The organism is Limnospira sp. (genome assembly GCF_051859755.1).
Taxonomy (GTDB): domain Bacteria; phylum Cyanobacteriota; class Cyanobacteriia; order Cyanobacteriales; family Microcoleaceae; genus Limnospira; species Limnospira fusiformis.
Genome location: NZ_JBIMLI010000133.1, coordinates 1 through 14374 on the forward strand (window position 1 = coordinate 1; position 14374 = coordinate 14374).

The 14374-nt window shown below is 47.0% G+C and carries 13 protein-coding genes and 1 tRNA gene; 12 read left to right on the forward strand and 2 right to left on the reverse strand.

What is annotated here, in order from left to right; genetic code table 11:
• The first annotated feature begins 270 nt into the window (after window positions 1-270).
• The 6 genes from chlG to ACTIE0_RS19000 all read left to right on the forward strand — a co-directional run bounded on the left by chlG (window position 271) and on the right by ACTIE0_RS19000 (window position 7279).
• A complete protein-coding gene (gene chlG, locus ACTIE0_RS18975; protein WP_006625329.1) occupies window positions 271-1263 on the forward strand; it encodes a chlorophyll synthase ChlG in 993 nt (330 codons plus the stop codon).
• Window positions 1253-1429 (forward strand): hypothetical protein, encoded by a 177-nt coding sequence (locus ACTIE0_RS18980; RefSeq protein WP_006625330.1) that lies wholly within the window; start codon window positions 1253-1255, stop codon window positions 1427-1429. Before chlG ends, ACTIE0_RS18980 begins: the two co-directional genes overlap by 11 nt.
• Window positions 1430-1439: 10 nt before the next feature.
• Window positions 1440-3560 carry a transglycosylase domain-containing protein gene (locus ACTIE0_RS18985; RefSeq protein WP_006670210.1) on the forward strand — a complete coding sequence of 707 codons (2121 nt, stop codon included), beginning with the start codon at window positions 1440-1442 and terminating at the stop codon, window positions 3558-3560.
• Window positions 3561-3662: 102 nt separating this feature from the next.
• Window positions 3663-3875 (forward strand): ssl0294 family protein, encoded by a 213-nt coding sequence (locus ACTIE0_RS18990; RefSeq protein ID WP_006619291.1) that lies wholly within the window; start codon window positions 3663-3665, stop codon window positions 3873-3875.
• Window positions 3876-4036: 161 nt separating this feature from the next.
• A complete protein-coding gene (locus ACTIE0_RS18995; RefSeq protein WP_006670211.1) occupies window positions 4037-5638 on the forward strand; it encodes an iron uptake porin in 1602 nt (533 codons plus the stop codon).
• Between the two features lie 9 nt (window positions 5639-5647).
• The gene (locus ACTIE0_RS19000; protein ID WP_006670212.1) at window positions 5648-7279 is read left to right on the forward strand and encodes an adenylate/guanylate cyclase domain-containing protein; all 1632 of its coding nucleotides are present in this window, start codon (window positions 5648-5650) and stop codon (window positions 7277-7279) included.
• A 10-nt stretch (window positions 7280-7289) separates the two neighbouring features.
• Here ACTIE0_RS19000 and ACTIE0_RS19005 read toward each other — a convergent pair whose 3' ends face one another.
• Complete coding sequence (locus ACTIE0_RS19005; RefSeq protein WP_006625334.1) at window positions 7290-8210, reverse strand: NAD(+) kinase; 921 nt, start codon at window positions 8208-8210, stop codon at window positions 7290-7292.
• A gap of 89 nt (window positions 8211-8299) precedes the next feature.
• Here ACTIE0_RS19005 and ACTIE0_RS19010 point away from each other — a divergent pair, with 89 nt between their 5' ends.
• From ACTIE0_RS19010 to ACTIE0_RS25055, 3 genes are all read left to right on the forward strand, one after another.
• Window positions 8300-8992: a ComF family protein gene (locus ACTIE0_RS19010; RefSeq protein WP_006625335.1), complete on the forward strand. Its 693-nt coding sequence runs from the start codon at window positions 8300-8302 to the stop codon at window positions 8990-8992.
• Between the two features lie 99 nt (window positions 8993-9091).
• Window positions 9092-9673 carry a TIGR04376 family protein gene (locus ACTIE0_RS19015; protein ID WP_006625336.1) on the forward strand — a complete coding sequence of 194 codons (582 nt, stop codon included), beginning with the start codon at window positions 9092-9094 and terminating at the stop codon, window positions 9671-9673.
• A gap of 241 nt (window positions 9674-9914) precedes the next feature.
• Entirely contained in the window at window positions 9915-10082 is a 168-nt protein-coding gene (locus tag ACTIE0_RS25055; protein ID WP_488193805.1) for a hypothetical protein, read from the forward strand.
• Window positions 10083-10379: 297 nt separating this feature from the next.
• On the opposite strand, the gene ald is transcribed toward ACTIE0_RS25055, so the two are convergent.
• The gene (gene ald, locus ACTIE0_RS19020) at window positions 10380-11465 is read right to left on the reverse strand and encodes an alanine dehydrogenase (RefSeq protein WP_006625337.1); all 1086 of its coding nucleotides are present in this window, start codon (window positions 11463-11465) and stop codon (window positions 10380-10382) included.
• Between the two features lie 333 nt (window positions 11466-11798).
• On the opposite strand from ald, the gene murA reads away from it, so the two are divergent.
• From murA to ACTIE0_RS19035, 3 genes are all read left to right on the forward strand, one after another.
• On the forward strand, window positions 11799-13190 hold the full coding sequence (gene murA, locus ACTIE0_RS19025) for a UDP-N-acetylglucosamine 1-carboxyvinyltransferase (protein WP_006625339.1): 1392 nt from the start codon (window positions 11799-11801) through the stop codon (window positions 13188-13190).
• Between the two features lie 107 nt (window positions 13191-13297).
• Window positions 13298-14173, forward strand: coding sequence for a M48 family metallopeptidase (locus tag ACTIE0_RS19030; RefSeq protein WP_006625340.1), 876 nt, complete (start codon window positions 13298-13300; stop codon window positions 14171-14173).
• Window positions 14152-14233: transfer RNA gene (locus tag ACTIE0_RS19035), tRNA-Leu, on the forward strand. Before ACTIE0_RS19030 ends, ACTIE0_RS19035 begins: the two co-directional genes overlap by 22 nt.
• Window positions 14234-14374: the final 141 nt, after the last annotated feature.

Sequence of the window (14374 nt, forward strand, 5' to 3'; positions counted from 1 at the left end):
TTACCTTAACGGGTAATAGTGCTATCGTCGCATTGTCAGGCAATAGCCGGATAAATGTCGCGTAAATGTATCAGCAGCCAGATTCTCCGTTTCCCCATATTATTGATGTGTCTGACGCACCCGGCGATAATGCGCTAAAATTCTCTTCGGGTTTTTTCGTAATTGTCAATCTGTGCCTTGCCAATCAATCCCGACACTGGTTTATTGGGATCAGGCAGGCCTTATCAAAAACCATAGCGATAACCCCGAAATAATAGCTAAAAAAATACTATGTCTGATTCCCCAACCCCCGAAACCTCTTCAGAAGCTATCCCTAACTCCGGGTCAAAAACCCGCCAGTTACTAGGGATGAAAGGGGCCGCCCCCGGAGAAACATCCATCTGGAAAATTCGCCTGCAACTGATGAAACCAATCACCTGGATTCCCCTAATTTGGGGTGTAGTCTGTGGTGCGGCTTCCTCTGGAGGCTATAGCTGGACACTAGAAGATATCCTTAAAGCAGCCGCCTGTATGCTGCTGTCGGGTCCTTTAATGGCAGGGTATACCCAAACCCTCAACGACTTCTACGATCGCGACCTAGATGCCATTAACGAGCCATATCGCCCTATTCCCTCCGGTGCAATTTCCATCCCTCAAGTCGTATCCCAGATTCTGATTCTCCTGGCTGCAGGTATCGGTCTTGCCTATATCCTAGATGTCTGGGCAGGTCATGAGTTCCCCATGGTCACAGTTCTCTGTATTGGCGGCGCTTTCGTTTCCTATATCTACTCTGCGCCTCCCCTAAAACTCAAGAAAAACGGCTGGTTAGGTAACTATGCTCTCGGAGCCAGTTATATTGCCCTTCCCTGGTGGGCGGGTCATGCCCTATTCGGAGAACTCAACCCCACTATTGTGGTACTCACCCTATTCTACAGCTTGGCGGGGCTAGGTATTGCCATTGTTAACGACTTTAAGAGTGTCGAAGGCGATCGCCAACTTGGCTTACAATCCCTCCCCGTTATGTTTGGCGTAACCACCGCCGCCTGGATCTGTGTATTAATGATTGACATTTTTCAAGCCGGAGTTGCCCTATACTTGATCAGCATTAAGCAAAACCTTTATGCCACCATCTTGTTATTACTCGTGATTCCACAAATTACCTTCCAGGATATGTATTTTATTCGCAATCCCCTGGAAAATGATGTTAAATATCAGGCAAGCGCTCAACCTTTCCTTGTCCTAGGAATGTTGGTTGTGGGTTTAGCCCTAGGTCATGCAGTTTAGTGGGGGAGCAATTGGTGCGTCAGATGAACCAGATTTTGCCTTGACCTATCTCATGGATTTCTCCGACGCACCCTACCAGCTTATCAATAACGCTTTTCAAGATTATATCTGGGCAATTGCCACCAGTCGTTTTTCCTCCCCTTTTAGCAAGGGGCTTCCCACATAAGGAGGTTTACGTGACAGAATTTTCCCCAAAAATTACCGACGAATCTAGGGATAGTCAAAATACTATGCCCCCTACCTCCGTTTTGCACCAAGACTCCGAGGCTCCAGCCCCGCCTCCCCCTGCCGAAACCCCCCTGGGGGTAGGACCCCGTCGCCGTCCAATTAGGCGTTGGCAATGGAAACCTCGCCCTAGATTGTGGATAGGCGTTGGTATCATTACTATAGTCGGAAGTGCGATCGCATTAGGAGCTTATCAGTTCCATCGCCTTGAACAAAGTTTACCCGAGATTTCTGACCTATCAGCCTACAACCGAGATGGAACCCTAACCATTCAAGCCGCAGATGGTACCATTATCATGCAAACCGGACCATCTACCAGGGAGCAGGTATCTCTCGACCAGATCCCAGAGGAGTTAGTCCAGGCATTTATTGCCATAGAAGACCGACGCTTCTATGAACATCGTGGCATTGACTACCAAGGTATTATCAGAGCTTTATCCGCTAATGTCATGGCTACAGGTGTAGTCCAGGGAGGTAGCACCATCACTCAACAATTGGCTCGGATGGTGTTTTTAGACCATGAACGCAGCCTGACTCGTAAACTTAGGGAAGCTATCCTCGCTCAAAAACTTGAGAAAACTCTCACCAAAGAAGAAATCCTCGAACGCTATCTTAATTTAGTCTATTTGGGTTCGGGAGCTTATGGGGTAGCTGATGCAGCTTGGGTCTATTTCAGCAAACCCGTAGAACAACTCACCCTCTCGGAAATGGCTACCTTGGCGGGTTTGCCTCCCGCTCCTAGTCAATATTCGCCCCTGGTGAATTTAGACCTAGCTACCGAACGCCGGAATGTTGTACTGCGCCGAATGCAGGAAATGGGCATGATTTCTGAGGGTCGCGCCAATTCACTGATTCAAAGTGACCTAGTTGTAAATCCTAGCCCCCATAAACGTCTACAGGTTAAGGCTCCCTATTTCGCTAATTTTATTCAAAAGGAACTACCATTATTTGTATCAAAAGAAGCCCTAGAAATTGGGGGCTTGGTGGTGGAAACGAGTTTAAATCTGCAATGGCAGGAAATAGCCGAGCAGGTTGTTAGAGAAGCCGTAAAAATAGACGGGCGCGCCGCTGGGTTTGACCAAGCCGCATTAGTGGCGATCGACCCTACTACCGGAGAAGTTCAAGCTATGGTAGGGGGTGCAAATTACGGGGAAAGTCAGTTTAATCGCGTGACCCAAGCTCAACGACAGCCCGGATCGACTTTTAAAGGGTTGGTCTATGCGGCGGCGATCGCAGCAGGTTTCTCCCCCTATGATAGCTACAATGATGAACCCTATCGAGTCGATGGATATCGCCCCCAAAACTATGGAAACCGTTACGGTGGTTGGCGATCGATGCTTAACGCCCTCAGTAATTCCACTAATGTTATTGCCGTTAGAGTCCTAATTGATGTCGGCTTTGAACCCGTTATTTCTCTCGGTACGAGCATGGGTATCAAATCTGAACTCAAACCCACCTATTCCCTCGCCTTGGGAGCCTATGAAGTTAATCTTTTGGAACTAACCAACGCCTACGGAACCCTCGCCGCCCAAGGCCAATATATCCCCGCTCATGGTATCCGCCGAGTCATCAACCAGAAAGGCGAAACTATCTATCAGGCTCAGTTTACACCTAAACAAGTTCTTGACCCCGACAGCGCCGCTATTACTACCTGGATGCTAACTGGTGTGGTACGCAACGGCACAGGTGGGGCCGCTTACCTTGCCGATCGCGATGTCGCAGGTAAAACTGGCACTTCTGAACAAGCTAGGGATCTCTGGTTTATTGGTTATATTCCGCAACTGGTGGCGGGAGTATGGCTAGGAAACGACAACAATGATCGCACTTGGGGCGCTAGTAGTACCGCCGCCTTTAATTGGCGTGAGTTTATGAAACGAGTAGTTGAGGATTTACCCGTTGAGGAGTTTCCGGAACTTCCCGACCTCGACAGCCACCGGGGAAGCATTAAAGCTAAACCCCATCAACCTAAATGGGTACAAACTGGACCGGCCGCCATTCGTCGTGATGATGACGACTACCACAAACATATTAATAACTCCAGCCACTATGGAAATGATGGCTATTACTACTAACCACTCCCTCTGCGTAGGCAGGCTGGTTTACTGATTTTTGCCGATTCAGCTAAAATTCAGTCAGAATAACAATAAATCTCTTTACAGGAGCTTTCTCTAATCATGGATGAACTGACACCCATCTTCAAAGAATTTACCCAAGATCCGATCTCGTTTTTGGGTGGCTTTGTCTCTAGCGTCCTGCGACTCAACTTATCAGAAGACCCAGTGAAAAGCTGGTTAGAAAAGGAAACCGGAACCCCAGTCTCTTCCTCAACCTCTGACCGAGACAATAATGGCTCGAGTAATGGGCCTCAATCAATTACCATTGACTAAACAGCCGGCTATATTTTCACCGAGAAACTATTGTCCCTGAGCGCTAATGTTCAACCTCTGCGCCTTGAGTACCAGCAACCCTCTTTCATAGCCGAGGTTGGCGTAGCTGTCGCATATGGCTTAATATGTTGGCAGGTGTTAATTCTGAGGAGTGTTGTTCTATGAGCAAATTATGGGGCTATAGTTTCTGGTCAAAAGTAGCAATGATTCTTCCCCTTACCAGTGCGATCGCTTCTATTATCCATACCAATACAGCGATCGCCCAACTCTCCGAAGACATCATTAGCAGCGATGACCTAGTAGAAGTTCAGGGACAAGTTACCTCCGTTTCCCAACTCTCAGACGTTCAACCCACAGACTGGGCATTTCAAGCCCTACAATCCCTAGTTGAACGCTATGGCTGCATAGCAGGATATCCCGACGGAACCTATAGAGGCAACCGCGCGATGACCCGCTACGAATTCGCCGCCGGACTCAACGCCTGTTTAGAAAGAATTAACGAACTGATCGCCGCCTCCGTAGTTGATAAAGTCACCCGTGAAGATCTCGCCGTCCTCCAACGTCTCCAGGAGGAATTTGCCGCCGAACTCGCCACCTTGGGAGGTCGTATCTTCGCCCTTGAAGCCAGAACCGCAGAATTAGAAGCTAACCAATTTTCCACTACCACCATATTCGGTGGTGAAGCCATCTTCGGCTTTGCGGGTGCTGTAGGCGGAGACCCTCCCGGCACCGGAGACAACCATCAAGCTACCCTCCACTATCTCCTGCGTCTCGGAACCGTATCTTCCTTTAGTGGTCTGGACCGTCTCCGCATAGGCTTCGTTTCCGGTAACTTTGAAAACAGAGGATTAGCCGGAACCGTCGAAAATCCAGGGTTTGGAGATATGGCTCTGCTGTCATACCAAACTGATACCAATGATCAACTATTCCTCGATTACCTAGAATATAGATTTCCCGCCTTTAATAACCGGGTAGTCTTCACCGTCCGCCCCGTAGGATTTAGTCTCAGCAACGTCCTCACTGCTAACTCACCCTTTTTTGATAGCGGTCGGGGTGCTATTTCCCGCTTTGGCGAGGGTAGCCCCCTATTTAAAATCGGCGCTTTAGATGGAGGCGCTGGGTTCGATTGGTTAGTTGCCGATAGGGTGCGACTACAGGTAGCCTATGGGACTCGCGGCAGCTCCGATGCCAGACTCGGCATTAGTCATTCCGATCATAGTGCTTTAGGAGTACAATTGTTACTCAAGCCCAGTGCTAACACCTTGGCAGGTTTAACCTATATTAATGCCTACTCTGCCAATGGTCGCTTAGACACCCTCACCGGAAGTTTTAGCGCCTATACCTCCGGTTTACTCGATGAACCTATGAACTTTAATGCAGTAGGGGGGTCATTCCAGTGGCGTATCAAGTCTAATATCACCCTCGCAGCCTTTGGGGGCGTGACCTTTGGGGAATCAACCACCAGCAACGCCTATGCCAACACTACTACCTACAGCCTTTCTCTGGGTTGGTCTGAACCCTTCGGCCGTAATGGCGACCTATTTGCCTTTATCTTTGGTCAACCGCCTAAACTGGTAGCCGGCCGTAATTTGCCCTTGGGAGAAGATCGCGATACCTCCTTACACTTCGAGACTTTCTACCGTTTCCGTGTCAGTGATTATATCTGGGTGACACCGGGTGTATTTATGGTGACCAATCCAGAACATAATGCTAATAATGACACAGTTGTAATCGGTGTTTTGCGTACCACATTCTTATTTTAATCATTTTTCATGGATGAACTGAGGCTGCGACTGATTCTTGAAAACCAACCCGAAAGGCTAATTCCAGTCGATCGCAATGAATTTATTATTGGGCGATCGCCTGAGTGTAACTTGCAACTGCCTTTTATTGAAGTATCGCGCCGTCATACCCGCATTTATAAAGGGACTGATGGTGGTTGGTGGGTGGAAGATTTAGGTAGTAAAAACGGCACTTGTCTAAATGATATATCCTTAGCCCAGCCTCACCCCCTCAAAGTTAACGACCAGTTGCGAATTGATCAGATCCGCTTAGATATCCTACCACCAGATACCAAGAAAAATGGCGGGCGCAAAATTGGGACTCTGGTGGAAGGAACTAATTTAATTGGTCGGGTTCAGGATCTGAAACAACAATGGATTCAAAGTAACACCCAATTTGATGAGGACATTAATAATTATCGTCGCTCTGTAGCCCGCCTACAAGACCTAGTAGAAATTGCTAAATGTTTGAATAGTGCTGAGTCTATTGATGCCATTTTCTCACAAACTCAGTCCGTGATTTTTCATGATATCCCCATTATTGAACGCTTGGCTTTACTGGTTGACCTCAATGGCGACGGACAACTAGAACTCGTCAAAGTTGCCTCCAAAAAATCCAGTCAAAGCCTAGATATCTATAATGATGGAAGTTGGATTAGTCGCAGTATTTGTAAGCGAGTTTTTCGTGACAAAATCGCCATTAAAACCGCTGATGCTCAACAGGATACACGGTTTGAAAGTGAACCCAGTATCCTGGTTAAAGATATCCGATCTTGCATTGCAGTTCCCCTGTGGGATGAGGATAATGTGGTGGGTGTTTTATATGGAGATGCTCATTTTTCCTTTGAATACTGGACTCGTGGCGGTGATGAAGATTTGAGCTTTTTCTCAGCTTTGGGAAATTTAGTGGCTGCTAGTATTCAACGTTGGTTACTTACTCAAAAATTGCAGCAGGAAGGCACTATCCGTCAACGTCTTGAACGCTACCACACCCCGGCGGTCGTACAGCATTTAATCAATGTGGGCGCTTTAGACAATGGACGTTTGCCTTCCACAGATGCTGAAATTAGTATCTTATTTGCTGATATTGTCGGTTTTACAGCCCTTTCGGAACGCTTACCTGCTAATGAATTAGCTACATTACTTAATGCTTTTTTTGAGGAAATGTTGCAGGAAGTTTTTGCCCTGGGAGGAACTTTAGATAAGTTTATTGGTGATTGTATTATGGCGTTTTTTGGCGCGCCCGAACCCCAAGCAGACCACGCAGAACGCGCTGTTAATGCCTCTTTGGGAATGTTAGAACGCCTGGAACAACTCAACGCTAAAGGCAAGTTATCCGAACCACTACAACTGCGAATTGCTATTAATAGCGGTAGGGCAGTAGTTGGGGATGTCGGTAGCTCCCAACGAGTAGATTATACCGTATTGGGGGGAACAATTAATTTGGCGGCGAGAATGGAGCCGATTTGTCCCCCAGGAAAGTGTGTCATTAGTCAGGCGACTTATCAAATGTTGCGATCGCCTGAGCAATTTGCTCTAATGGGAGACTACACCTTTAAAGGCATTGATCATCCCGTCACCATTTATCAAAATGTGGAAGTTGGAAAACCTGGATCACCCTAGTCTAATTGGATTAATTCCGGTGATTATTAATATGTCTAACTCTCGCCCCCGCCCATTGCAATTTTTCCCGCAGGGTTTGATAAAACGAATAGTCCTCCCGCAGAATGATAAATTGAGCCTGACAGTCTGCTTTCCTCACATCAACCCGCTGTCCCGGCCAAATCGATGTGGCCAATACCCCATCAGTCCATAATTTAGTATCATGTTCGAGGTCAGCTAGGGGCCAAATACTGACCACTGACCCCGAAGGAATTACCACAGGACGACTGGAAAAGCTGAGGGGACAAATGGGACTAACAGTGATCGCATCCATCCCCGGATGCACAATCGGACCGCCTGCAGACGCATTATAGCAGGTAGATCCCGTGGGGGTTCCCACAATTAAGCCATCCCCTTGATATTGATCAATTACTTCCCCGTCAACTTCCATTTCTAAGATAGAAGTAGGCATTCGATACGCAGAAGCAGGCTTTACGCACATCTCATTAAGGGCTAAAAAGCGATCGCTTAACGGTTCCAGGTTATGGCGGGAACCTTCAAAAACCGCCGCCTGTAACATCATCCGCTGTCCGATAGCGTAGCGATCCTCAAATAAACGATCTATAACCGTTTCCGTATCCTCTATATCCTCAAAGGACTCTGTTAAAAATCCTAAATGCCCCCCCACATTCGCCGCTAAAATGGGGATACCTACTTCCGCTAAATGTCGCGCCGCCGCTAAAGCTGTTCCATCCCCCCCTAATACCACCGCCAAATCAATAGGACTACTACTAGAAGCTAGAAACACCGGATAGGGGTTATCTTTCGCCCCACTCGGTCCCATCAGAACCTGACATCCCCGCTGTTCAAATTGTTTGGCGTACTGTTGCGCCCAACGCTGACTCAGCCTATCCCTAGATTTATGAGCAATGATGACTTGTTTAATCTGCACAGTCCCAGTTAACCTTGGTTTAATCTATGATTATCCACCAAAACTGCCGAACACAGCAATTGTCTGATTCTCTGTTTTTTTAACTCGCCATGACTAATTCTATTCTTCAATCTGTCCTTAATCTCTTTTTAAAGCCAGAATGTCCCATCTGTGCCAGACCTACGGATCAGGAGTTCTGCCGCTATTGCGAACAACAATTGTTAGAATGTCAATTTACCCACGGAGGAATGTTCCCCGGCGAGGTGCCGATTTTTGTTTGGGGTCGTTATGGGGGAGTCCTTAAACAAGCGATCGCGGCTTTAAAATATGATGGGAACCCACAGATCGCCAAAATGTTAGGCTATTGTCTAGCCGAGGGCTGGCTCGATACTGTGAAGCGCGTTCCCCAGAATTTAGTTGTAGTTCCTATTCCCCTACACCCCGCTAAACTCAAACAACGGGGTTTTAATCAGGCCGAATTATTGGGGCGCGGCTTCTGTGAAATCACCGGTTTATCTATGAAACCCCATGGTTTACAAAGGCTCAAAAATACCGAAGCCCTGCACGGCTTGTCCCGCCCAGAACGATATCAGAATTTGCAGGGGGCTTTACGAGTCGGAAAAGACCCCCTTCCCCCTCGCAGTTCTGTGTTGATTATTGATGATATTTATACCACTGGGGCTACGGTTAATGCTGCTATTCAAGCCTTCAAGTTGAGAAAAATTAAAGTAGCTGGAGTGGTCGCATTAGCTACCACAGCTTCCCCTAAATCTTCCCCTCGTTCACTATCATCTATGGGCTAGGTACTGACAACCCTACCAATAACTTATTCCTTTTGGTTGAGATATCCCTAGATTGGGCTAAAATCTAATTAGCCATCATAGCCATCACCGACAATCATTATGGGCTTATTTGAAGATTTCAGCCGCTTTCTGGAAACCCGCCTAGAGGAATTTTTGCGAGATCATCCTGATTTGGAATTGCAAGCCATTGAGGAACAATTGCGTCAACAGGAAGAGGACACCTTCCGATTAATTGCTGACCTCCAGCGTGAGGAAAAGAAATGCACTGAAGAAATTTTGGCGATCGCACAAGATATCCAAAAATGGCATAAATGGGTCGCTAAAGCACAAGCCGCCAACCGCCCTGACCTCGCTGAAGCCGCCCAAGAAAGAGAAGCCGCCCTATTGCGACAGGGAAATCAGCGCTGGGGACAAATGCAGGGCGTTAAAAACCGCATCGAAAAGTCTAAGGAACTCTATCGCCAGATTCAACAGCGACGCAAAGAGGTTAAAATTAAACAGCAGGAATTAGCTGCTAACCGCGCTAAAGCTACCCAAACTAAATCTTGGGAAACACAGGGATGGAACCAAGGAAATGATTACACTCGCTTTCAAGCTACCCCTGACCCCCTCGAACAGCAGTTTCGTCAGTGGGAAATGGATGAGGAACTCGAACAACTCAAGCGCAATATGCGTCAATAACTTTGTGTTAACTTTTGTTACAAAAAATTAAGAAATGTTGCAAAAAATTTTTTTTCGGGGGGAGGGGTTGCTTTTGGTGGCGCTCCCGGCTATACTTTAGATAATGGGAATAGTGACTTTTTTCAAATTTAAGTATATATTCTTATTATTAAACTGTATGTCAATATCCTACCACAAGTTCCCGGCTGTTGTCAACCCTCCGCGCAGGATGGGCCGAACAAATTTTTTTTTTGAATAAAAAATCAACAGTGCTAAAGCTACCCAAACTAAATCTTGGGAAACACAGGGATGGAACCAAGGAAATGATTACACTCGCTTTCAAGCTACCCCTGACCCCCTCGAACAGCAGTTTCGTCAGTGGGAAATGGATGAGGAACTCGAACAACTCAAGCGCAATATGCGTCAATAACTTTGTGTTAACTTTTGTTACAAAAAATTAAGAAATGTTGCAAAAAATTTTTTTTCGGGGGGAGGGGTTGCTTTTGGTGGCGCTCCCGGCTATACTTTAGATAATGGGAATAGTGACTTTTTTCAAATTTAAGTACATATTCTTATTATTAAACTGTATGTCAATATCCTACCACAAGTTCCCGGCTGTTGTCAACCCTCCGCGCAGGATGGGCCGAACAAATTTTTTTTGAATAAAAAATCAACAGTGATTCTGGGAAGCCGACCCTAGCGGGTCGGTACATGGAGAATGGCACGCCTAAGCCAAATCCGGGAAAACTTCCCTAACAGCAGGATGAACAAGTTGGTGATTTTCGACATTTAACCCCTTAGCTAAAGCGGCATCTTCAGCTAAAGCGCGAAGTCCTCGATCGCCTAATTTGAGAACATAAGGCAAGGTGCTATTATTTAAGGCTTGGGTAGCGGTACTGGGTACAGCCCCCGGCATATTGGGAACGCCATAATGAACCACGCCATACTCAATATAAGTGGGTTGACTGTGAGAAGTAGGTCGGAGAGTTTCAATACAACCGCCTTGGTCAACCGCCACGTCAACTAATACAGAACCGGGGCGCATTTTAGCGACCAATTCACGGGAAACTAAAATCGGGGTCCGAAAACCTGGAACCAAGACCGCACCAATGAGTAAATCAGCCTGGGGAACAGTAGCCTCAATGTGGGCTGAATTACTGTAAAGCAATTCTACCCGGGAACCAAACAAAGTTTCCAAATAGGAGAGGCGATCGACATTAATATCAATAATTGTGACCATAGCGCCCATACCCACGGCAATGCGGGCGGCTTCGGTGCCGACGATACCACCACCCAAAATCACGACGTGACCGGATTTGACACCGGGGAAACCACCCAGGAGAACGCCGCGCCCCCCTTGTTGGCGTTCCAGATATCTGGCTCCAAACTGTACGGAAAGGCGACCCGCAATGATACTCATGGGAGTGAGTAGTGGTAAGCGTCGGTCTGATAATTCTACTGATTCGTAGGCGATCGCATTCACCCCACTATTAATAAGGTGTTCCGTCAATTCCCTAGTCGCCGCCAGATGTAAATAAGTGAATAGAAGTTGTCCCTTCTGAATAAAGGGATATTCTGAGGGTAGGGGTTCTTTGACCTTGACCACCAATTCACGATTCCAGGCTTCTGTGGGTGAGGAAACCACCTCAGCGCCTGCTTCGAGATAGTCCTGGTCAGAAAATCCCGCCCCCACCCCGGCTTCTGTTTCTACAAAAACCTGATGGCCTTTTTCACAACAGACTCGGACACTACTGGGGCTTAATCCCACCCGAAATTCCTGATCTTTAACTTCTTTGGGGACACCAATTTGCATCTTACCTGAACCTTAATTTTGTGATAATGGCTGAACCGCAAACGCTCTCCACCATCTAGGGTATCATTTCCCGCACCACCAAACAGGAACCATAATCATCAGACTGCGATCGCCTACCGAATCACCCAATAGATCAACTCTCCCGCGCCGGGATATCTTTACCTGGTCTGTAGGGTGGCGGTAAATTGGCACCCCACTTAAATACTGTTTTCCTTATGGTCTCAAATCCTTTTCTGATAGGGGTTTCACCCCATACCGATCCGGCGTTTCCTGTTTTACCCCTAGACATTTAGAATCTTTCGGGTAGAATCAGAACAAAAAAATTAACCACCAATGCACAGTCAAAACCCAATTTTGGAGGGTAGACCCATTACACTCACTCTCAATTCGTCTAACGTTTCTACGGCCTCTGATGCCGATCAGCCTATTATCAAAATAGCGGGCCGCTCTTCCCTGAAAGGACAGGTAGCTATTAGCGGTGCTAAAAATGCGGCGCTAGTCATCATGGCTGGCGCTCTACTGTGTTCGGAAGACTGTCGGCTACGGAATGTTCCGTCATTGGTTGATGTCGGCACTATGGGGCAAATTCTATCGGCTGTGGGGGTAGACCTCAAACGAGATGGTAGTGTTATTGATATCAATGCTAGAGAACTTACTCACTCTGAAGCACCCTATGAGTTAGTTAGTCAGCTTCGAGCTAGTTTCTTTATTATCGGACCGCTTTTGGCGCGATTAGGGATAGCTAAGGTTCCCTTACCGGGGGGATGCGCTATCGGTGCTAGACCTGTGGATCTCCATGTTCAGGGACTACGGGCGATGGGCGCTCATGTGCAAATTGATCATGGGATCGTTGAAGCATACGTGACTGGGAGCGATCGCCGTCTCAAAGGCGCTAAGATTTATCTGGATTATCCCAGTGTGGGAGCCACCGAAACCCTGATGATGGCTGCAGTGTTAGCAGACGGGGAAACCATTATTGATAACGCGGCTCAAGAACCCGAAGTTATTGATCTGGCTAATTTCTGCCGGGCTATGGGCGCGAAAATTGAGGGCGCGGGAACTAAGAAATTAGTCATCTCTGGAGTTAGCCATCTGCACTCGGTGGATTATTCTATCATCCCCGATCGCATTGAGGCGGGGACTTTTTTATTGGCCGCAGCCATTACTGGCTCTGAACTAACCCTGGCTCCGGTTATTCCAGATCATCTCACCGCCGTGATTGCTAAGTTACGGAAAACTGGCTCAACTATTGTCGCCGAAGATAATCAAGTGATTCGGATTATTCCCGGTCAGGAAATCCTACCCACAGATATTGAAACCCTACCCTATCCTGGTTTCCCTACGGATATGCAGGCCCCTTTTATGTCTTTGCTAACTCTGAGCAAGGGTAATAGTCTGATTACTGAAACTGTTTTTGAAAACCGTCTACACCATGTGGCGGAATTGATTCGCATGGGCGCTGATATCCGCATGAAGGGTAATACGGCGATCGTTAGTGGTGTTCCTATTTTATCTGGTGCGCCAGTCAGGGCTACAGACCTAAGAGCCGGAGCCGCCTTAGTATTGGCTGCTTTAGCCGCTGAGGGTGAAACTACTATTTCCGATTTACAACATCTCGATCGCGGTTATGAACGCATCGATCTCAAGTTGAAAGATTTAGGCGCTCGGATAGAACGTATAGAGCCACTACCGGAATCGGAAAATTCTTCTGCCAAAGATAAGTAAACTAGGCTAATAATTAACTATAGGGGCATTATAGCTAACCTCAAGGTACTCCCTAGGTGTTGCTAACCCGCCCCTTGTTGTATTTCCCCAATGTTTGATTGAATACTATGGCTTTGTCTCCTAATCCTCTCATTGGTCTGAAAGCAGATCATTTCCGCCATCCCCTTGATTTACAAGCCACTAATGCTTTAAAGCAAATTCCCGGTTTAGATGTGATCGTCCGTCAGTTGCTCGGTTCCGTCGGTGAGCAGTTTTTCTATTTGGAAAATATTGCTTCGAGTGTTCTCGTCGGTGAAAAACAGCTTCCATATCTCCATAATCTCTTGTTGTCCGCTTGTCAGACTTTGGACTTGGAACCGCCACAGCTTTATGTTAGGTCTTCCCCAGTCCCTAATGCTTACACTTTGGCTATGCGGGGAAAACAGCCTTTTATTGTCCTACATACCTCTTTAGTGGATTTGTTGACTCCTGAAGAAATTCAAGCCGTGATTGGTCATGAGTTGGGACATCTCAAGTGTGAGCATGGTGTTTATCTGACTTTGGCGAATTTGATTATTTTGGCGGCGGGTCAATTCTCTACTTTGGGTGCGCTTTTGGTTCAGTCCCTACAAACTCAGATTCTTGAATGGGTCCGCTGTGCTGAGTTTACTTGCGATCGCGCTGCATTGTTGGCTACCCAAGACCCTAGAGTGGTGATGTCGGTTTTGATGAAGTTGTCCGGGGGTTCCCCAACTTTAGCCCCTCAACTTAATTTGGATGCTTTTCTTGAACAAGCGATCGCCTATGATCAAATGAGTAGTGATGAGTTGGGAGAGTTACTTAAACAAGCCCAAACCGCTCAACTCACCCATCCTCTACCTGTACTAAGGGCCAGAGAAATCTATCGCTGGGCCAGTAGCCCAGATTATAATTTTTTGTTGCAATCTGGAAAAATCGTGTATAATAACAAAGTAACCAATTCGGGCGGATGGCGAAATTGGTAGACGCACCACACTCAAAATGTGGCGACTTCGGTCATGTCGGTTCGAGTCCGACTCTGCCCACTATTAACTGACCTAATGCTGGTAGGAATAACCGGGATTTACTTAACCCGATAACTATACCTAGTTACTCAGATATTACTCACAATCTAGTCCTAGCACAGGAAAATAATTCTGTCAATAGGATGATTACTCAGTCAACAA